Source organism: Inquilinus sp., assembly GCF_039594555.1.
Classification (GTDB): Bacteria; Pseudomonadota; Alphaproteobacteria; order DSM-16000; family Inquilinaceae; genus Inquilinus.
Genome location: NZ_JBCNNF010000012.1, coordinates 16,446 through 36,745 on the forward strand (window position 1 = coordinate 16,446; position 20,300 = coordinate 36,745).

Genomic DNA, 20,300 nt, shown 5'->3' on the forward strand with positions numbered 1-20,300 from the left:
ATCCGGCAAGGGCAGAATCCCTTGCCACTCCCGAGAACACCTCTACGAGGCTTCGGTTGCATTCCCGTGAATTTGAGAGGTTCTGGAGGCAGAAACGGCGGTTTGAGCAGAGAAGACAGCCAGAGGGTGAATTGTCTGAATGAACTGCAATTTTATCTGCGTCCTGCCAGGCTTGGCCCGGGCATCCAGAGACTGTCGACATCTTCCGGATTGCCGGGTCGGGCTCGGCAATGACATCTAAATTTTTAGGCTAATTCTACGACTTGGGGCCGAAGCAAGCGGAGCCGCAGGTCACTTGGTCGTCGGGTCCGGCACAGTGATGGTGCCGTCGGCGATGGCGCGGCGGGCGGTCTCGACCGCCTCCTCCATCGCCGGGGTGACCAGCGGCCGGTTGTTGTCGTCGATCGCCCAGCCGACCGCGTGCTCGCGCACGCCCAGCGTCACCACGCCGGGGGTCCAGGTGCCCGCGCGCATGTCGTCGAGCGAGCGCAGCACGGCGATGTCCACCCGCTTCAGCATCGAGGTCAGGATGGTGCCGGGCACCACGCCGTTCTGGTTGCTGTCGACGCCGATCGCCAGCTTCTCCGCATCGCGCGCCGCCTGGAACACACCGAGATTGGCCTCGCCGGCGACGGCGAAGAGGACGTCGGCGCCGCGCCCGATCTCGTCGCGCGCGATCGCGGTCGCCCCGTCGCGGTCGCGGAAGGCGGTGGCGTCGGTGCCGATATAGTTGGCCAGGACAGTGATCTCCGGCCGTGTCGCCAGGGCACCGGCGGCGTAGCCATCGGCGAATTTGCGCAGCACCGGCACATCGGCGGCACCGACGAAGCCGATGGTGCCGGACTTGCTGGCCAGCGCCGCCAGCACGCCGACCAGATAGGCGCCCTCCTGCTCGCGGAACACGATCGAGCGGATGTTCGGCCCCTCGGCGACGCCGTCGACCAGGACGAAGCTGGTCTCCGGATGGGCCGCGGCGGCGGCCTTCACCGCGTCGGCGTAGTAGAAGCCGACGGCGATGACCAGGGTGGCGCCCTGGCGGATCAGCCCGTCTGCCGCGGCGGCGAAGCCGTCGGCCGACGGCAGCTCGGCCTCCAGGAAGGCGTCGCCGGTCTCGCTGCGGAAGAATTCCAGCGCGCGCAGGGCGCCCTCGTTGAAGCCGCCGTCCCGCTTCTCGCCGATGGCGTAGATGACGCCGGGCTTGACCGGGATGTCCTCGCCGCCGGTGCGGTGGTCCGCCGGCCCGGGATCGGCGACGGCCATCACCGACAGGCCGGCCGCGGCCAGGCCGAGGCTGGCGAGAAGGCTGCGACGATCGAGGATCATTTCCGTCTCCGGACGGCAGGGCGGCGATACGGGCGGCGAAGGCCCGCGGCCTCGGAGATGGACGTGTTAAGGTTCGGTTACAAGAGCGCGCTGCGCAACGGTCCCGTGCCGCGAGGGCAAGGGCCGGGGCCGGCGGCCCGTCAGGCCGGCCGGTCCTTCAGCGCCACCAGGCGGATGCCCGACTGCTCCAGCCGCTCGCGGATGCGGCGGGCGATGCCGACCGCGCCCGGCGTGTCGCCATGGACGCAGACGGTGTCGACCGGCACCGGGATGCGCTTGCCGCTGCGGCTGGTCACCGCCTGCTCTTCGACCATGCGCAGCACCCGCTCGGCCGCGACCTCGGCGTCGTGGATGACCGATCCGGCGATCTTGCGCGACGTCAGGGTGGCGTCGTCCTCATAGGTGCGGTCGGCGAAGACCTCGCGCACCACCGGCAGGCCCAGCTCCACCGCCGCGCGCTCCAGCGCCGTGCCGGGCAGCACCATATAGGCCAGGGTCGGGTCGACCGACTTGATGGCCCGGCCGATCGCCAGCGCCACCGCATCCTCGACCATCGCCACATTGCTCAGCGCGCCATGCGCCTTGACGTGGGTGACCTTGTGGCCGACGGCCTTGGCGATGCCCTGCAGGGCGCCGATCTGGTAGACCACCTGGGCCTCCAGCTCCTCCGGCGTGTTCCCCTTGATCATCCGGCGACCGAAACCCCAGAGGTCGAGGAAGCCGGGATGGGCGCCGACGCCGATGCCGCGGTCTCGCGCCAGGGCCAGGGTCCGCCGCATCACGATCGGGTCGCCGGCATGGAAGCCGCAGGCGACGTTGGCGGAGGTGACGATCTCCAGCATCGCCGAATCGTCGCCCATCTCCCAGGCGCCGAAGCCCTCGCCCATGTCGCAGTTCAGATCGATGCTCGCCATGACGTGCGTCCCGGACCGGCCGTTGCGATGGTGACCCTCTGTATGAACTTCGCCGCCGCCCGCGGCAATCGTCGCCCGGCCCCCTGCATTCGTGGTATTCAGAATCAGCAAGACCCGGCAGGGGACGCCCGATATGGCGGTTGGGACGAGCGCGAAGCGGATTTTCGAACTGATTTTGATCAAGCCGTCGCATTACGACGACGACGGCTACGTCATCCAATGGCTGCGGTCGGCGATCCCGTCGAACACGCTGGCGGTGCTGTACGGCCTGGCCGGCGACTGCGCCGAGCGGCAGATCCTCGGCCCCGACGTCGACATCGTCATCACCGCGATCGACGAGACCAACACAAGGGTGCGTCCGGAGGCGATCATCCGCCGGATCCGGCGGGCCGGGGCGGGCATGGTGGCGCTGGTCGGGGTGCAGTCGAACCAGTTCCCGCGGGCGGTCGACATCGCCCGGCCGCTGCGGGTGGCGGGGCTGCAGGTCGGCATCGGCGGCTTCCACGTCTCCGGCACCATCGCCATGCTACCCGGCCTGCAGCCGGAGGTGGCGGAGGCGCAGGCGCTGGGCATCTCGCTGTTCGCCGGCGAGGCCGAGGGGCGGCTGGACGAGGTGCTTCTCGACGCCTTCGCCAACCGGCTCAAGCCGCTCTACAACTTCATGGACGACCTGCCGAACATCGAAGGCGTGCCGATGCCGGTGCTGCCGATCGCGCGGGTGCGCCGCACCGCCGGCCAGCACACCAGCTTCGACGCCGGCCGCGGCTGCCCGTTCCAGTGCTCGTTCTGCACCATCATCAACGTCCAGGGCCGCAAGTCGCGCCGCCGGTCGCCCGACGATGTCGAGCAGATCATTCGCGAGAATGTGAAGAGCGGCATCAGCCGGTTCTTCATCACCGACGACAATTTCGCGCGCAACAAGGACTGGGAGCCGATCTTCGACCGGCTGATCGAGCTGCGGGAGCGGGAGAAGCTGTCGTTCCGGATGATCATCCAGGTCGACACCATGTGCCACCGCATCCCGCATTTCATCGAGAAGGCGGGCCGGGCGGGGGTGACCCGGGTGTTCATCGGGCTGGAGAACATCAACCCGGACAGCCTGGTCGGCGCCAAGAAGCGGCAGAACAAGATCACCGAATACCGCAAGATGCTGCTGGCCTGGAAGGCGGTCGGCGCCATGACCTATGCCGGCTACATCCTGGGCTTCCCGACCGACACGCCGGAATCGATCGTCCGCGACATCGGCATCATCCAGCGCGAGCTGCCGGTCGACCTGCTGGAGTTCTTCTTCCTGACGCCGCTGCCGGGGTCGGAGGACCACAAGAACCTGTTCCAGTCCGGCATCCCGATGGACCCGGACCTGAACCGCTACGACCTGAACCACGTCACCACCGGCCATGCGCTGATGTCGCGCGAGGAGTGGCAGCGGGCCTACAAGCTGGCCTGGCAGACCTACTACTCGCCCGAGCATATGGAGACGGTGATGCGCCGGGCGGCGGCCACCGGCATCAGCGTCGGCAAGATCCTGTTCCTGCTGCTGTGGTTCACCACCTGCATCAATGTCGAGGGGCTGCACCCGCTGGAGGGAGGCTATCTGCGCCGCAAGGTGCGGACCCAGCGGCGCCCGGGCCTGCCGATCGAGCCGGCGGTGCCATTCTATCTCCGCTATGTCGGCGAGACCGCGGCCAAGCACTGGGCGATGGCGCGGCTGTGGTTGCGCTTCAACCAGGTCCGCCGGCGGATCAAGGCCGACCCGGACCGCAAGGCCTATCGCGACCTGGCGCTGACGCCGGTGAGCGAGGAGGAGCTGGACACGCTGGAGATGTTCTCGGTGACCCAGGGCGCCCGCGCCGCCGCGGCCCGGGCGCATGTGAAGCCGGCGCCGCAGCCGCAGGAGGTCACGGCGGCGGAGTGATGCGGGCGATTCTGACTCGGCAACCCCTACACTGCTGTCATCCTCGGGCTTGACCCGAGGATCCAGGGGCTTTCAAGAGCCGCCCTCGGCGGCCCCTGGATTGCCGGGTCAAGCCCGGCAATGACAGCCATGAGAGGGCGTCTCATCCCAGAGCCTTCAGACCGCCACCTCGGCCGTATCCGCCGTCTTGATCTCCAGCGCGGCCTTTAGCAGGGCCTGGGTGTAGGGGTGCTGCGGCGCGTCGAAGATCTGCGCGGCCGACCCGTGCTCGACCACCTTGCCGTTCTTCATGACGATCACCTCGTCCGACAAAGCGCGCACCACCTTCAGGTCGTGGCTGATGAACAGATAGGCCAAGCGGTGCTTCTCCTGCAGCCCGCGCAGCAGGTCGACGATCTGGGCTTGGACCGACATGTCCAGCGCCGAGGTCGGCTCGTCCAGCACCACGAATTTCGGCTTCAGCACCATGGCCCGGGCGATGGCGACGCGCTGGCGCTGGCCGCCGGAGAACTCGTGCGGGTAGCGGTGCCGGCTGGCGGGGTCGAGGCCGACCTCCTCCAGCGCCGCCACGATCATGCGCTCGCGCTCGGCCGCGGAGCCCCCGATGCGGTGCACCTGCAGCCCCTCCTCGATGATCTCGGCGATCGACATGCGGGGGCTGAGCGAGCCATAGGGGTCCTGGAAGACGATCTGCATCTCCCGCCGCAGCGGCCGCATGTCGCGGAACTGCAGGCCCTGCAGCTCCTTCTGGCCGTAGCGGATCGACCCCTGGCTCGAGATCAGGCGCAGCAGGGCGAGGCCGAGCGTGGTCTTGCCCGACCCGCTCTCGCCGACCACGCCGACTGTGTGGCCCTCGCGCACGGTGACGTCGATGCCGTCCACCGCCTTCACATGGTCGACCGTGCGGCGCAGCACGCCGGCCTTGATCGGGAACCAAACCTTGATCTCACTGGCCTCGACCACGGTGCGGGCATCGCCTGGGGGCGGCGCCGGGTCGCCCTTCGGCTCCGACGCCAGCAGGCGCTGGGTGTAGAGGTGCCGGGGCGCGGTGAACACCGCCTCGGTCCCGCCCTCCTCGACAATCTCGCCCTTGTTCATGACGCAGACCCGGTCCGCCATCTTGCGGACCACGCCGAGGTCGTGGGTGATCAGCAGCAGCGCCATGCCGAAGCGGCGCTGCAGGCTCTGCATCAGCTCCAGGATCTGGGCCTGGATGGTGACGTCCAGCGCCGTGGTCGGCTCGTCGGCGATCAGGATGTCGGGCTCGTTTGCCAGCGCCATGGCGATCATCACCCGCTGGCGCTGGCCGCCGGACAGCTCGTGCGGATAGGCGTTCAGCCGCTGCTCCGGATTCGGCAGGCCGACCAGGCGCAGCAGCTCCAGCACCCGGGCGCGGGACTGGGCCTTGCCCATGCCCTTGTGCACCGACAGCACCTCGCCGACCTGCTTCTCGATCGTGTGCAGCGGGTTCAGGGAGGTCATCGGCTCCTGGAACACCATGGCGATCTTGTTGCCGCGGACCTCGCGCAGCACCTTCTCCGGCGCGCCCAGCAGCTCCTGCCCGCGATAACGGATGCTGCCCTTCGGGTGACGGGCGCTGGGATAGGGCAGCAGCTGCAGCACCGACAGGGCGGTGACCGACTTGCCGGAGCCGCTCTCGCCGACCAGCGCCAGGGTCTCGCCGCGGTCGAGATGCAGCGACACGCCCTTCACCGCCGGCACCGCGCCGCCGGGCACCCGGAACTCCACGGCCAGGTCGCGGATTTCGAGCAGCCTTTCGCCGGAGGTCGAGGTGTCGGTCATGGCGTCTGGCCCTTGGGGTCGGTCACAGGATCGGCGGCGGGAGGCGGGGCGCTGGCCGCCTGGGTCTTGCGCGGGTCGAAGGCGTCGCGCAGCGCCTCGCCCATGAAGACGAGGAGGCTGAGCAGGATGGCCAGCGAGAAGAAAGCGGTGAAGCCCAGCCACGGCGCCTGCAGGTTGGCCTTGCCCTGGCTGACCAGCTCGCCCAGCGAGGGCGACCCGGGCGGCAGGCCGAGGCCGAGGAAGTCCAGCCCGGTCAGCAGGCTGATGCTGCCGGTCAGGTTAAAGGGCAGGAAGGTGATGGTGGCGACCACGGCGTTGGGCAGCACGTGCTTCCACATGATCACCCGATCCGGCTGTCCCAGCGCCCGGGCGGCGCGGACGTAGTCCAGGTTGCGGGCGCGCAGGAACTCCGCCCGCACCACCCCGACCAGGCTCATCCACTCGAACAGCAGCATGATGAACAAGAGCGTCCAGAAGCCCGGCACGAAGAAAGACGACATGATGATCAGCAGGTACAACTGCGGCATGCCGGACCAGATCTCGATCACCCGCTGGAAGATCAGGTCGGTCCAGCCGGCGAAATAGCCCTGGATCGCGCCGGCGAAGACGCCGATGACGGACGCGATCGCCGTCAGCGTCAGGCCGAACAGGATCGAGATGCGCAGGCCGTAGATCAGCCGGGCCAGCACGTCACGGCCCTGGTCGTCGGTGCCGAGCCAGTTGACCTCCGAGGGCGGGGAGGGGGCCGGCTGCTTCAGGTCGTAGTTGATGGTGCGGTAGGAGAAGGGGATCAGCGGCCAGATCGCCCAGCCCTTGGCGCTGATCAGGTCGCGCACGAACGGGTCGCGGTAGTCGGCCTCGGTCTCGAACTCGCCGCCGAACGCCGTCTCCGGATAGGTCGCCAGCACCGGCACGTAATAGTGGCCGTCATACTTGACCAGCAGCGGCCGGTCATTGGCGATGAACTCGGCGAACAGCGTCACCACGAACAGGATCAGGAACAGCCACAGCGCGATCAGGCCGCGGCGGTTGGCGCGGAAATTGGCGATGCGGCGGGCGGTGATCGGCCGGATCCGGAAGCCGAGGAACCGCGGATGGGCGAAGTCGCGACCGGGGGACAGCGCGGCCTCAGACATTGCGCGCCTCGAAGTCGATCCGCGGGTCGATCAGCGTGTAGGTCACGTCCTGCACCAGCTTCATCACCAGGCCGAGCAGGGTGAAGACATAGAGCGTGGCGAACACCACCGGATAGTCGCGCTGGATCGCGGCCTCGTAGCCGAGCAGGCCGAGACCGTCGAGCGAGAAGATCACCTCGATGAACAGCGACCCGGTGAACAGCACGCCGATGAACGCGGCCGGGAAGCCGGCGATGACGATCAGCATGGCGTTGCGGAAGATGTGGCCGTACAGGACGCGCCGCTCGGTCAGGCCCTTGGCCCGCGCGGTCAGCACATACATCTTGCCGAGCTCATCGATGAAGGAGTTCTTGGTCAGCATGGTCAGGGTGGCGAAGCCGCTGATCACCATGGCCGTGATCGGCAGCACCATGTGCCAGAGATAGTCGAGGATCTGCTGGTACCAAGGCAGGGACGACCAGCCGTCGGAGACCAGGCCGCGCAACGGGAACCAGGCGAAATAGCGGCCGCCGGCGAAGGTCACGATCAGCAGCATCGCGAACAGGAAGCTGGGGATCGCGTAGCCGACGACGACCGCGCCGGAGGTCCAGATGTCGAACCGCGACCCGTCGCGCACCGCCTTGCGGATGCCGAGCGGGATCGAGATCAGATAGACCAGCAGCGTGGTCCACACGCCGAGCGAGATCGACACCGGCAGCTTGGAGATGACGAGGTCGACCACCCGCGCGCTCTTGAAGTAACTGCGGCCGAAATCGAAGTTCAGATAGTCGTGGATCATCAGCCAGAAACGCTCGAGCGGCGGCTTGTCGAAGCCGAACTGCTTCTCGATCTCGGCGATGAAGCGCGGGTCCAGCCCCTGGGCGCCGCGGTACTTGCTGGAGGCGGCATTGCTGCCGCCGAGCTGGGAATTGTCCGCCGGACCGCCGAAATCCCCACCGCCACCACCGCTGATCCGGCTGGTCGCGTCGGTGGCGGTGCCCTGCAGCTTGGCGATCATCTGCTCGACCGGGCCGCCGGGGGCGAACTGCACGATGGTGAAGTTGACCACCATGATTCCGAACAGCGTCGGGATGATCAGCAGCAGGCGCCGGATGATGTAGGCGAGCATCGGTCAAACGTCCGTCGCGAAAAAACCAGAGGGATGGCGACGGACTTCGCTCCGCAAATGGATCACCGGCGCTGCCCTCTCAGGGCCTTCGGGTTCTTGCCGTCGAACCACCAGGTACTGGGGAAGCCGACATCGTTTTTCGGCCGGGTCTCGGGATGGCCGAACATGTCCCAGTAGGCGATCCGATTGACCGGGTCCTCATACAGGCCGATCGAGAAGAACTGCCAGGTGGCGTAGCGGTCGAAGGCTTTGCAGGTGGCCGCCTTCTCGTCATAGGTGTCGGCGGCGATGATCATCTCGACCAGCTCGTCGATGATCGGATCCTTGATCCCCTGCGAATTCTCGTCGCCGGGCCGATCGGCGAAACGGGAGTTCCAGCCGCCGCGCAGGGCCTCTCCCGGCGGGAAGAACGGCACGAACCGGGCCGGCATCAGGTCGAACTCGAAATTGTTTACGCGATTGCGGAACTGGGGCACATCCATCAGCCGGGGTGAGGCCTGGATGCCGGCACGACGGAGATTTTCGACGAACGGCAGAATGGTCTTCTCAGTCTCCGGGCTGGTGTAGACGATTTCGAAGGCCATCACCTGACCCGCGGCGTTGGTCAGCTTGCCGTTGCGCGATTCCCAGCCGGCCTGCTTCAGCAGATCCAGCGCGGCTCGGAGATTGGCGCGGATGTTGCCGTTGCCGTCCGTGGTCGGCTGCTTGAACTCAGTGGTGAAGATCTCGTCGGCGATCTTGCCACGATAGCGCTCCAGGATCTCCAGCTCGCGGCCTTCCGGCAACCCGCTGAAGGAGAATGGCGTGTTCGGAAAATAACTGTGGATGCGACTGTAGAGGCCGTAGTAGTTGGTTTTCTGGGTGGTCTCAAAGTCATAGAGGTAGTTGAGGGCTCGCCGAACCCGAACATCGGAAAAATATGGCCGTCGCAGGTTGAACATCATCCCAAGATAGTATTGCGGCGATGCGTCCGGGATTTCCTCCAGTTTGAGCGCGCCGGTCTGCACGGCTGGGACGGATTTGAACCCAGTCGTCCATTGCTGGGCAGAGCCAACGGCCATGAAGTCGAACTCGCCCGACTTAAGCGCCTCATACAGCACATCCTGGTCGCGATAGTACTGATAGGTGATCTCGTCGAAATTGGCCGACCCGATATTCTGCGGCAGGTCTTTGCCCCAATAGTCTTCTACCCGCTGCAGCGTAATCGAGCGCCCTGGATCCACTGACTTGATCTTATAGGCGCCGCTGCCGAGCGGCGGCTCCATCGTGAGGCCACCGAAGTCCCGGCTTTCCCACCAATGCTTGGGCAGGATCGGGAAGCTCGCCATCGCCTTGAGCAGTTGAGGATTTTTCAAGGACTTGGCCGTGAACCGGACGCGTCGCTCGTCCAGCGCCTCGATGCTCTCCATATCGTCGTAGAAGCGGGCGCGGAAGCGCAGCGCTCCCTTTTCTCGCAGCAGCTGATGCGTATAGGCGACGTCCTCGGCCGTCATCGGATGGCCGTCATGGAAGCGCAGGCCGTCGCGCATCGTGAAGATGATCGACAGCTTGTCGTCCGAGACCACGAACGATTCAGCGGCATCGGCGTAGTAGGTGTCGAGCTCGTCGAGATTGGCGGTGATCAACGCGTCGTTGATGGCCCCGACGCCTGCTGCGTCTGTGCCATCCGTCGTCATGTTGTTCAGCGTGTCGAAGCTGCCGAAGACGCCGAGCACCAGCTTGCCGCCCTTGGGGGCATCCGGGCGGACATAGTTCCAGTGCGGGAAGTCCTTCGGATAGGCCGCCTTCAGGTCCAGCATCGGCAGGTAGTAGGTCGGCGCACCGTAGCCGGGCGTGGCCGCCGCCGCCCCCTGGGCGAAGGCCCGGGGCAGGGGGATCGAGGCTCCCGCAACCGAGAGCATCGAGCCGATCGAGAATTGGCGCCGTGTGATCATGCGTCTCTCTCTATCCTCCGCCGCGCGTCAGCGCCGCATCTTTCGCCGGATCGATCCACCAGGTCGAGGGAAACGCGATCCCATTCGGGTCGCCGAAGCGATGCGACGGTTGCGTCTTCGGCTGACCGAAGCGGTTCCAATAGGTCACCCAGGCGTCGCTCTTGCCCCATTGCAGGATCGCATAGCGATTCCACAACAACACGCGATCGAGCGCCCGGGTCGCAACCTGCAGCGACGACAGGTCGCGGGCGGCCACGACTTTGTCGATCAGCGCGTCCACCACCGGGTTGCGGATGCCCATGATATTGGCCGAGCCCTCGATCCCCGCTGCCGCGGAGCCGAAATAGTTGCGCAGCTCGCTGCCCGGCGGGGGATAGAAGGCGAGGGCCAGCGGCATGATGTCGTAATCGAAGGCCTGTCGCCGCTTCTGCATCTGGGCCGCGTCGATCCGGCGCAGCGACGCCTGAATGCCGACCTGCCGCAGCCGGTCGATGAAGGGCTGGGTCGTCCGCTCGAAGATCGCCTGGTCGATCAGGATCTCGAACCGCATCGGCGCGCCGGTGGCGATGTTGGTCATCACCCCGTCGCGCTGTTCCCACCCGGCCTCCTTCAACAGGCGCAGCGCGATGCGGATATTGTCGCGCATGTTGCCGCTGCCGTCCGTCACCGGCAGGGTGAACGGGGTGTCGAACAGCGCGTCCGGCACCTGGCCGCGGAACGGCTCCAGCAGCGCCTTCTCCTCGCCCTCCGGCACGCCGGAGGAGCGGAAGCCCTCGGCGTTGAAATAGCTGGTCAGCCGGTCGTACAGGCCGGAGAACAGGGTCTTGTTGACCCATTCGAAGTCGTACAGCCAACCCAGCGCCTCGCGGACCTTGGGGTCGGAGAAGGGGGGGCGGCGCAGATTGAACAGATAGCCCTGCATGCCGCGCGGATCCTCGCTGGCGATTTCGGCGCGGATGAGGCGGCCGTCGCGCGCCGCCGGGATGTCGTAGCCGGTGGCCCAGAACAGCGAGGTGAATTCCTGCCGGAAGTCGGAGGCGCCGCCCTTGAACGCGGTGAACTCGACGTCGCGGTCACGGTAATAGTCGTAGCGGATGCGGTCGACGTTCCACAGGCCGCGATTCACCGGCAGGTCGCGGCCCCAATAGTCCGGCACCCGCTCCCAGGCCAGCGTCCGCCCCGGATCGACCGACGCGATCCGGTAGGGGCCGCTGCCCAGCGGCGGCTCGACGGTGCCCTGGCCGACATCGCGGCCGTTCGAGGTCCACCAGTGCTTCGGCAGGATCGGCAGCGCCGAGGCCACCTGGCCGATCGGCTTGCGGGTGTTGCGGCTGGCGAAGGTGAAGCGCACCCGGCGGTCGTCCAGCGCCTCGGCGCCGGTGACGTCGCGGAAGAAGGACTTCAGGAACGGCTCGGCCTTGTCGCGCACCGTCTCCCAGCTCCACACCACATCCGCGGCCGTGACCGGCACGCCGTCGTGCCAGCGCGCCTCAGGCCGCAGGGTGAAGACGGCCCAGGAGGAGTCGTCCGGAATCGTCACGCTCTCCGCCAGCAGGCCGTAATAGACGCCGGACTCGTCCTGGCTCTCGACCATCAGCGAATCATAGAGCAGCCCGAGCGAGCGCGGCGGCTGGCCACCCAGGGGGATCGGGTTCAGCGTGTCGAAGGTGCCGACCGTGCCCAGCACCACGCTGCCGCCCTTCGGCGCATCCGGATCGGCATAGTCGAAATGGTCGAAGCCGGCCGGATACTTCGGCTCACCGAACAGGGCCAGTGCGTGGCTGGCCGCAGGCTCGCCGCCAGGGATCGCCTGCGGCTCCTGCGCCCGAACAGCGGCGGGGGCCGCGAGGGCGAGGGTGAGCAGCAGGGCGGCAATGACGCGCATGGAAATCCCGGACCGGCGGTCCGGCGCCGCAGAGGCGCCGGCAGAGAAACGGACTCTAGGGAATCTCACGGCGCCGGATAAAGCCAGACATAAACGGAAACGGGACCGCTTTTGGCGGTCCCGTTCCGGGAACTGCAACGCTGCGGCGGTCAGCCGCCGCTCTTCGGCGCCTGCTCGGCCCCGCCGGCCGGGGCGGCACCGCCCGCGGGAGCCGCGCCCCCGGCAGGGGCGGCATCCGGGCTCGGCAGCGGCGCCGGCGTATCGGCATTGGTGCGCAGCCAGGCGATCAGGTCGGCCCGGTCCTTCTCGCTCTTCATGCCGGCATAGGTCATGGTCGTGCCCGGGATATGCGCCTTCGGACCGGCCAGGAACTCGTTCAGCTCCTCATAGGTCCAGTGGGCGCCTTCCTCGTGCTTCTTCTTGATCGCGGCCGAGTAGTTGAAGTCGTCCTTGTGGCCCATCGGCGCGTCGACCAGGTTCCACTGGTTCGGGCCGACCTTGTTGGGGCCGCCCTTCTCGAAGGTGTGGCAGGCGGTGCAGGCCTTCGACAAGGCCTGGCCTTTGGCGGGATCGGCGCTGGCCAGCAGCGGCGCGATCGGCGGGATCGACGGCCCAGCCTGCTCGGCGCCGGCGGCCGGCGCGCTGGCGACGGCGCTGGTATCGACCTTGTAGGCGTTCTCGTGCAGCGGCTCCGGCGAGACCAGGATATCGGCCACGATGCCGGTCGCCATTCCGATGATGCCGGCCAGCAGGACAGCGGCGAATATTTTATTGAATTCCATGCCGGATCTCACCTCGAAGCGCGACGGCAACCTCCCCGGACGCACGACTCGATTCGGTCGTACGGGCCCGGCCGTCTTGTAGAGGCGTTCCAATCGGTCTGGCAAGGGGCGATGTCCGGCTGCGACACCCTTTGCGACCTTCGTCGGGGACGGCCGCGACCCCCAGCCCGGCGATCTCCCGGCGATCCGGGATTCGGCGCGGTCTTGACGGCGTCGCGGCAAGGGTGGATGACGCGGCATCATGACCTCGCCCAACCTCGTCGCGTCCAACCCCATCGTCGTCATCCCGGCCCGCCTGGCCGCGACCCGCCTGCCGAACAAGCCGCTGGCCGACATCCATGGCGAGCCGATGATCGTCCATGTCTGGCGCCGCTCGGTCGCGGCCGGCCTCGGCCCCGTCGTCGTCGCCTGTGGCGACCGGCCGATCGCCGACGCGATCGAGGCGGCCGGCGGCACCGCCGTGCTGACCGATCCGGACCTGCCCTCGGGCTCCGACCGCATCGCCCAGGCGCTGCGCAGCGTCGATCCGGAGGGCCGCCACGACATCGTGGTCAACGTCCAGGGCGACCTGCCGACGCTGGACCCGGCGCTGCCGCGGGCCGCCATGGCGCTGCTCGACGACCCGGCGGTGGATATCGGCACGCTGGCCGCGGTGATCGTGCGCGAGGAGGAGAAGGCGAACCCCGCCATCGTCAAGGCGATCGTCGAGCGGGAGGAGGGGGCGCGGACCGGCCGGGCCTACTACTTCACCCGCACCACGGCGCCGTCGGGCGACGGGCCGCTGCTGCACCATATCGGCCTCTACGCCTATCGCCGGGCGGCGCTGGAGCGCTATGTGACGCTGCCGCCCTCGGCGCTGGAGCGGCGCGAGAAGCTGGAGCAGCTGCGGGCGCTGACCGCCGGCATGCGGATCGACGTCGCAATCGTCGACACCGTGCCGCTCGGCGTCGACACCCAGGAGGAGCTGGAGCGCGCCCGGCGCCTGCTTGCGGAAGGAGCCGCGCGATGAGGATCTCGTTCCAGGGCTGGGCCGGCGCCAATTCCGACATGGCGTCCCGGCAGGCCTTCCCGGATGCGGAGACGGTGCCGTGCCCGTCCTTTGAGGAGGCGCTGGCGGCGATCCATGACGGCCGGGCCGATCTCGGCATGATCCCGATCGAGAACTCGATCGCCGGCCGCGTCGCCGACATGCACCATCTGCTGCCGGAATCGGGCCTGCACATCATCGGCGAGCATTTCCTGCGGGTGAATCACCAGCTGGTGGCGCTGCCGGGCACCAAGCTGACCGACATCCGCGAGGTGCACAGCCATGTCCAGGCGCTGGGCCAGTGCCGGCAGTGGCTGCGGGCGCGCGGCCTGAAGCCGGTCAACCATGCCGACACCGCCGGCGCCGCCCGCATGGTGTCCGAGCAGTCGGATCATGGCATCGCCGCCATCTCCAGCCGCCTGGCGGCCGAGATCTACGGGCTGGAGATCCTGGCCAGCGACATCGAGGACGCCGAGCACAACACCACCCGCTTCGTGGTGCTGTCGCGCGACCCGGTGCGGCCGAAGCCGAACAACGGCCCGGTGATGACCACCTTCGTGTTCGAGGTGCGGTCGGTGCCGGCCGCCCTTTACAAGGCGCTGGGCGGCTTCGCCACCAACGGCGTGAACATCACCAAGCTCGAGAGCTACATGCTGGGCGGCCGGTTCAGCCAGACCCAGTTCTACGCCGACGTTGAAGGCCATCCGGACGACCAGTCGCTGCGCTTCGCGCTGGAGGAGCTGCAGTTCTTCACCCGCAACTTCCACCTGCTCGGCGTCTATCCGGCCCACCCCTTCCGCCGCGACCCGAGCCAGCTCGCCGCGGACGAGTGAGGGCAGGCCGGCCGGCGGCTACTCCGCCAGCCAGTCCTCCAGCAGGCGCCGGGCGATGCTGTCACGGCGGGGCAGGCGGAACGATTCGTCGTCGACATGGCGGCGCAGCCAGCCGCGCTCGAACCAGGCGGCGGATTCCAGCTCGTCCTGGTCGACCTGCAGGTCGGAGGTCACGGCCCGGCCGGTGAACCCCACCATCAGCGATTGCGGGAACGGCCAGGGCTGGCTGGAGTGGTAGCGGACGTCGTCGACGCGAATGCCCGCCTCCTCCAGCACCTCGCGCTTCACCGCGTCTTCCAGGCTCTCGCCCGGCTCCAGGAAACCGGCCAGCACCGAATGCATTCCGGGCGGCCACGCCTTCTGGCGGCCCAGCAGCACCCGGTCGCCGTCATGGATCAGCATGATCACCGCCGGGTCGGTGCGCGGGAAATGCTGGGTGCGGCACTCCGGATTGGTGCAGTCGCGGCGGTGGCCGGCATCGCTGCTGACCGTCGGATGGCCGCAGACGCCGCAGAAGCGGTGGCGCGAATGCCACCACACCATGCCGCGGGCATAGGCCAGCAGGGCGCCTTCCTCATGCGGCAGCAGGGGCCCGACCGCGCGCAGGTCGAGGAAGCTGCCGAACCCGGCCAACACCGGGTCGGCGGCCGGGTCGGCGATGCCGCTGATGTCGACCGCGAGATAGGTGACGTCGCCGTCGATGCCCAGCATCACCGTCTCGGCCGCGACGCTGCGCCACCACGTCTCGGTCGCCGGCACCATGGCGACATGCGGCGCCTCCGGCGGCCCGACGATCAGGTTGCGGCCCTGCCACACCGGCAGGATGCGGGTGTGCTCGCTGATGGTGACGCGGGCGATCCACTCGGTGTCGCGGCGGTAGCGGCCGGCGCGGTCGAGCGACGGATGGACGTAGAAGTTCGGGCGCAGCATGCCGGGACACTGGCACGGCCCCGGCTGCGACGCCAGCGCCGGGAAAAGCAACTGTGCCTTCCGAAAAGGACAGGTTAGATTGCCAAAAAATTCACGGCCGATGCGAAACGGCCGGATCCGACGAACACGAAGGGGGTCACGTCTATGAGTTTCAGCCGCCGGATCGGCCTCGGCCTGCTTGCCGCCACGGCCTTTGCCTTTGCCCTGCCGACCGCAGCCCAGGATTATCCGAACCGCGTCATCACCATGGTCGTGCCCTTCGCCGCCGGCGGGCCGACCGATACGGTGGCGCGGCTAATCGCCGAGCCGATGAGCAAGACGCTGGGCCAGCAGGTGATCGTCGAGAATGTCGGCGGCGCCGGCGGCACCATCGGCGCCGGGCGCGTCGCCAAGGCCGACCCGGACGGCTACACCGTGCTGCTGCACCATATCGGCCAAGCCACCAGCGCCACCCTCTACCGCAACCTGGACTACAAGCCGGGCGAGGCCTTCGCCGGCATCGGCCTGGTCACCGACGTGCCGATGACCTTCGTCGCCCGCGGCGACTTCGAGGCGAAGTCGATGCAGGAGCTGGTCGAGTACGCCAAGGCCAACAAGGACAAGGTGACGATCGCCAATGCCGGCGTCGGCTCGGCCTCGCATCTCTGCGGCATGCTGTTTATGGAGGCGATCGGCACCCAGCTGACCACCGTCGCCTACAAAGGCACCGGCCCGGCGATGAACGACCTGCTGGGCGGCGTGTTCGACTTCATGTGCGACCAGACCACCAACACCACCAGCCAGATCAAGGGCGGCAAGATCAAGGTCTACGCCGTCACCAGCGAGAAGCGGGTGCCGTCGCTGCCGGACGTGCCGACCACGACCGAAGCCGGGCTGCCCAACTTCAGGATCGGCATCTGGCACGGGCTCTACGCCCCCAAGGGCACGCCGCAGCCGGTGGTCGAGAAGCTCGAGGCCGCGCTGCAGGCCGCGCTCAAGGACCCCAACGTGGTCGCGCGCTTCGCCGATCTCGGCACCGAGCCGGTGGCGCTGGCGCAGGCGACCCCGGCGGCGCTCGACGCCTATCTGAAGGCCGAGATCGCCAAATGGCAGCCGGTGATCACCGCCGCCGGCGTCTACGCCGATTGATGGTCGGCCGGGTGTTCGGTGCGCCTCATTCGCTGAAACCGTCATCGCGAGGAGCGCAGCGACGGGGCGATCCAGAGGGCGGTGCCGCTGGATCGCCACGCCCCTTCCGGGCTCGCGATGACGGGCTCTCGCGCCGCTGACTCAAGCGATAACCACCGGATCCAGGAGCCGCGATGCGCCTCTCCATCCGTCATCCCAAGGACTTCTGGTCCGGGCTGATCTTCCTTGCCCTGGCGATCGCGTTCGGCTGGATCGCCCAGGGCTATCCCATGGGCCGGGCCATCAAGATGGGGCCGGGCTATTTCCCGACGGTGCTGGCCGCCATCCTGGGCCTGATCGGGCTGATCACCCTGGTCCGCTCCTTCGTGCTGGAGGGCGAGGGCGTCGGGCAGTGGGCCTGGCGCGGCGGGGCCGTGGTGCTGGCGGCGATGCTGCTGTTCGGGCTGCTGCTGCGCGGCGGCGGCCTGGCGGTGTCGGTGCTGGTCGTGGTGTTCGCCGGCGCCTTCGCCAGCATCCGGTTCCGGGCGCCGGTCGCGGCCGCGGCGGCGGTGGTCATGACCGTCTTCTGCATCGCCGTCTTCGTCTGGGGGCTCGGCCTGCCGATCCCCATCTTCGGCCGCTGGTTCGGGAACTGAGGCGATCATGGATCTGCTGCACGACCTCATTCTCGGCTTCGGCGTCGCCTTCACGCCGACCAATCTCGCCTACTGCTTCGTCGGGGTGCTGCTGGGCACGCTGGTCGGCGTGCTGCCGGGCCTGGGTCCGACCGCGACCATCGCCATGCTGCTGCCGGCCACCTTCGTGCTGCCGCCGATCTCGGCCCTGATCATGCTGGCCGGCATCTATTACGGCTCGCAGTATGGCGGCTCGACCACGGCGATCCTGATCAACCTGCCGGGCGAATCAGCCTCGGTGGTGACGGCGATCGACGGCTACCAGATGGCGAAGCAGGGCAGGGCGGGCGCCGCCCTGGCCGCCGCCGGCATCGGCTCCTTCTTCGCCGGCACCGTCGCCACGCTGCTGATCGCGCTGTTCGCGCCGCCGCTGGCCGCCGTCGCGCTGAAATTCGGGCCGGCGGAGTACTTCTCGCTGATGGTGCTCGGCCTCGTCGCATCCGTCGCATTGGCGCATGGCTCGGTGCTCAAGGCGCTCGGCATGATCGCGCTCGGCCTGCTGCTCGGCATGGTCGGGCAGGATGTCGAGACCGGCACGCCGCGCTACACCTTCGGCATCCCCGAGCTGTCGCAGGGCATCAACTTCGTCGCCATCTCGATGGGCCTGTTCGGCATCGCCGAGATCATCCGCAACCTGGAGGCCGAACACCTGCGCGACGTGATGGTGCGCAAGGTTTCCGGCCTGCTGCCGACGCGCGAGGATGCGCGGCGGATGACGCCGGCGATCCTGCGCGGCACTGCGCTGGGCTCAATCCTCGGCATCCTGCCGGGCGGCGGATCGATCCTCTCCTCCTTCGCCGCCTATTCGCTGGAGAAGAAGATCTCCCGCCGGCCGCAGGAGTTCGGCAAGGGCGCGATCGAGGGCGTGGCCGGGCCGGAATCGGCCAACAACGCCGGTGCCCAGACCTCCTTCATCCCGATGCTGACGCTGGGCATTCCGCCGACGCCGGTGATGGCGCTGATGGTCGGTGCCATGATCATCAAGGGCATCCAGCCCGGCCCGCTGGTGATGACCGAGCAGCCGGACCTGTTCTGGGGCCTGATCGCCTCGATGTGGATCGGCAACTTCTTCCTGATCGTGCTGAACCTGCCGCTGATCGGCATCTGGGTGCGGCTGCTGAAGGTGCCGTACCATCTGCTGTTCCCGGCGATCCTGGCCTTCTGTTGCATCGGGGTCTACAGCCTCAACAACAACGTCTTCGACGTCTATCTGACGGTGCTGTTTGGGCTGGTGGGCTACATCCTGGTGAAGCTGGATTGCGAGCCGGCGCCGCTGCTGCTCGGCTTCATCCTGGGGCCGATGATGGAGGAGAATCTGCGCCGCGCCATGCTGCTGGCGCGCGGCGACGCCACGGTGTTCCTGACCCGGCCGATCAGCGCCGTGCTGCTGCTGCTGACTGTGGGCGTGCTGCTGGTGATGATCAGCCCGGCGATCCGCCGCAAGCGCGAGGAGGCGTTCCAGGAGGAGGCGGGGTAGCGCTTCTGCCGCAACCCTTCCATGCCGTCACGAAATGTCCGGCCATTCGGCTTGGCCGGGCGGCGGATTTCCGCTTAGCTGGGCAGGACATCCGTCTTCTTGCTCAGCCGGTGACGCATGACCTCGCTTGCCGATCTCTCCGCCGTCGATCTCGTCGCCCGCTACCGCGACCGCAGCCTGTCGCCGGTGGAGGTGACCGAGGCGGTGCTGCAGCGGATCGAGGCGTGGGAGCCGAAGCTGAACGCCCTGTGGGCGCTGGACCCGGCCGCCGCCCGCGCCGCCGCCGCGGACTCGGCCCGGCGCTGGGCCGAGGGCGCGCCGCTGGGCCCGGTCGACGGCGTGCCGGTGACGGTCAAGGACAACATTGCCACCAAGGGCGTGCCGGTGCCGGTCGGCACCGCGGCGACGCCGCTGGTGCCGGCCGCCGAGGACGCGCCGCCCGCCGCCCGGCTGCGCGAATCCGGCGCCGTGCTCCTGGCCAAGACCACCATGCCGGATTACGGCATGCTGTCCTCCGGCCTCTCCAGCTTCCACAAGCTGGCCCGCAACCCCTGGGACCTGTCGACCAATCCGGGCGGCTCCAGCGCCGGGGCGGGGGCGGCGGCCGCCGCCGGCTACGGGCCGATCCATGTCGGCACCGATATCGGCGGGTCGGTCCGGCTGCCGGCCGGCTGGTGCGGCATCGTCGGGCTGAAGCCCAGCCTGGGGCGGATTCCGATCGACCCGCCCTATGTCGGCCGTGTCGCCGGGCCGATGACCCGGACGGTGGCCGACGCCGCGCTGGCCATATCGGTGCTGTCGCGGCCGGACGGGCGGGACGGCATGAGCCTGCCGCCGGCGGAGATCGCCTGGTCCGACCTGGCGATCGACCCCAAGGGCCTGCGCATCGGCCTGATGATGGACATCGGCGCCGGCATGGCGCTGGACCCGGAGGTGGGGGAGGCGGTCGAGGCCGCCGCCCGGCTGCTACAGGCGGAAGGGGCGATCGTCGAGCCGGTACCTGCGATCCTAACCCGCGAGATGCTGGACGGACTGGACGATTTCTGGCGAGCCCGCGCCTGGGACGATGTCGAGAAGCTGCCGGAGAGTGGGCGGGCGAAGATCCTGCCCTATATCCGCGCCTGGGCGGAATCGGGGGCGCAGCGCTCCGGCCTCGCCGTGATGCGCGGCTTCAACCGCACGATGGAGATGCGAAAGACGGCCGCCAAGCTGTTCGGATCATTGGATTTCGTGCTGTCGCCGACCGCGCCGGTGGCCCGCTTTCCGGCCGATTGGGCGTCGCCGGTCAACGACCCGGACAAACCATTCGAGCATATCGGCTACACCGTGGTCTGGAACATGTCCGAGCAGCCGGCGGTGTCGATCAACTGCGGTTACACCAGGGCCGGGGCGCCGATCGGGCTGCAGATCGTCGGCCGGCGCTTCGATGAT

16 protein-coding genes are annotated in these 20,300 nt (G+C 68.1%); 7 read left to right on the plus strand and 9 right to left on the minus strand.

All coding sequences use genetic code 11. The features are described 5' to 3' along the window. Positions 1 to 291: 291 nt before the first annotated feature. Positions 292 to 1,323, minus strand: a complete 1,032-nt coding sequence (locus ABDW35_RS02465; protein WP_343712258.1) for a BMP family ABC transporter substrate-binding protein — start codon at positions 1,321 to 1,323, stop codon at positions 292 to 294. Positions 1,324 to 1,463: 140 nt separating this feature from the next. Continuing rightward, entirely contained in the window at positions 1,464 to 2,237 is a 774-nt protein-coding gene (locus ABDW35_RS02470; protein WP_343712259.1) for a 5-oxoprolinase subunit PxpA, read from the minus strand. A 133-nt stretch (positions 2,238 to 2,370) separates the two neighbouring features. Here ABDW35_RS02470 and ABDW35_RS02475 point away from each other — a divergent pair, with 133 nt between their 5' ends. After that, positions 2,371 to 4,152, plus strand: a complete 1,782-nt coding sequence (locus ABDW35_RS02475; RefSeq protein ID WP_343712260.1) for a radical SAM protein — start codon at positions 2,371 to 2,373, stop codon at positions 4,150 to 4,152. Positions 4,153 to 4,308: 156 nt separating this feature from the next. Here the strand turns inward: ABDW35_RS02475 and ABDW35_RS02480 are convergent, their stop codons facing one another. The 6 genes from ABDW35_RS02480 to ABDW35_RS02505 form a co-directional block, all read right to left on the minus strand. After that, positions 4,309 to 5,955: an ABC transporter ATP-binding protein gene (locus tag ABDW35_RS02480; RefSeq protein ID WP_343712261.1), complete on the minus strand. Its 1,647-nt coding sequence runs from the start codon at positions 5,953 to 5,955 to the stop codon at positions 4,309 to 4,311. Next, positions 5,952 to 7,091, minus strand: coding sequence for an ABC transporter permease (locus ABDW35_RS02485; RefSeq protein ID WP_343712262.1), 1,140 nt, complete (start codon positions 7,089 to 7,091; stop codon positions 5,952 to 5,954). The genes ABDW35_RS02480 and ABDW35_RS02485 overlap by 4 nt, the downstream gene beginning before the upstream one ends. Further along, positions 7,084 to 8,199, minus strand: coding sequence for a microcin C ABC transporter permease YejB (locus tag ABDW35_RS02490; protein WP_343712263.1), 1,116 nt, complete (start codon positions 8,197 to 8,199; stop codon positions 7,084 to 7,086). The genes ABDW35_RS02485 and ABDW35_RS02490 overlap by 8 nt, the downstream gene beginning before the upstream one ends. A 62-nt stretch (positions 8,200 to 8,261) precedes the next feature. Continuing rightward, complete coding sequence (locus ABDW35_RS02495) at positions 8,262 to 10,133, minus strand: extracellular solute-binding protein (protein ID WP_343712264.1); 1,872 nt, start codon at positions 10,131 to 10,133, stop codon at positions 8,262 to 8,264. Positions 10,134 to 10,143: 10 nt separating this feature from the next. Continuing rightward, positions 10,144 to 12,018 (minus strand): extracellular solute-binding protein, encoded by a 1,875-nt coding sequence (locus tag ABDW35_RS02500; RefSeq protein ID WP_343712265.1) that lies wholly within the window; start codon positions 12,016 to 12,018, stop codon positions 10,144 to 10,146. A 149-nt stretch (positions 12,019 to 12,167) separates the two neighbouring features. Then, positions 12,168 to 12,800, minus strand: coding sequence for a cytochrome c family protein (locus ABDW35_RS02505; protein ID WP_343712266.1), 633 nt, complete (start codon positions 12,798 to 12,800; stop codon positions 12,168 to 12,170). Positions 12,801 to 13,041: 241 nt separating this feature from the next. Here ABDW35_RS02505 and ABDW35_RS02510 point away from each other — a divergent pair, with 241 nt between their 5' ends. Then, positions 13,042 to 13,809, plus strand: coding sequence for a 3-deoxy-manno-octulosonate cytidylyltransferase (locus ABDW35_RS02510; RefSeq protein WP_343712267.1), 768 nt, complete (start codon positions 13,042 to 13,044; stop codon positions 13,807 to 13,809). Next, complete coding sequence (locus ABDW35_RS02515; RefSeq protein ID WP_343712268.1) at positions 13,806 to 14,660, plus strand: prephenate dehydratase; 855 nt, start codon at positions 13,806 to 13,808, stop codon at positions 14,658 to 14,660. The genes ABDW35_RS02510 and ABDW35_RS02515 overlap by 4 nt, the downstream gene beginning before the upstream one ends. An 18-nt stretch (positions 14,661 to 14,678) precedes the next feature. Here the strand turns inward: ABDW35_RS02515 and nudC are convergent, their stop codons facing one another. Further along, the gene (gene nudC / locus ABDW35_RS02520) at positions 14,679 to 15,641 is read right to left on the minus strand and encodes an NAD(+) diphosphatase (protein ID WP_343712269.1); all 963 of its coding nucleotides are present in this window, start codon (positions 15,639 to 15,641) and stop codon (positions 14,679 to 14,681) included. Between the two features lie 93 nt (positions 15,642 to 15,734). On the opposite strand from nudC, the gene ABDW35_RS02525 reads away from it, so the two are divergent. From ABDW35_RS02525 to ABDW35_RS02540, 4 genes are all read left to right on the plus strand, one after another. Continuing rightward, positions 15,735 to 16,718, plus strand: coding sequence for a tripartite tricarboxylate transporter substrate-binding protein (locus ABDW35_RS02525; protein ID WP_343712270.1), 984 nt, complete (start codon positions 15,735 to 15,737; stop codon positions 16,716 to 16,718). Between the two features lie 173 nt (positions 16,719 to 16,891). Next, positions 16,892 to 17,353: a tripartite tricarboxylate transporter TctB family protein gene (locus ABDW35_RS02530; protein ID WP_343712271.1), complete on the plus strand. Its 462-nt coding sequence runs from the start codon at positions 16,892 to 16,894 to the stop codon at positions 17,351 to 17,353. Between the two features lie 7 nt (positions 17,354 to 17,360). Then, positions 17,361 to 18,869, plus strand: a complete 1,509-nt coding sequence (locus ABDW35_RS02535) for a tripartite tricarboxylate transporter permease (RefSeq protein WP_343712272.1) — start codon at positions 17,361 to 17,363, stop codon at positions 18,867 to 18,869. Positions 18,870 to 18,986: 117 nt separating this feature from the next. After that, on the plus strand, positions 18,987 to 20,300 hold a 1,314-nt coding region (locus tag ABDW35_RS02540; protein WP_343712273.1), incomplete at its 3' end, for an amidase.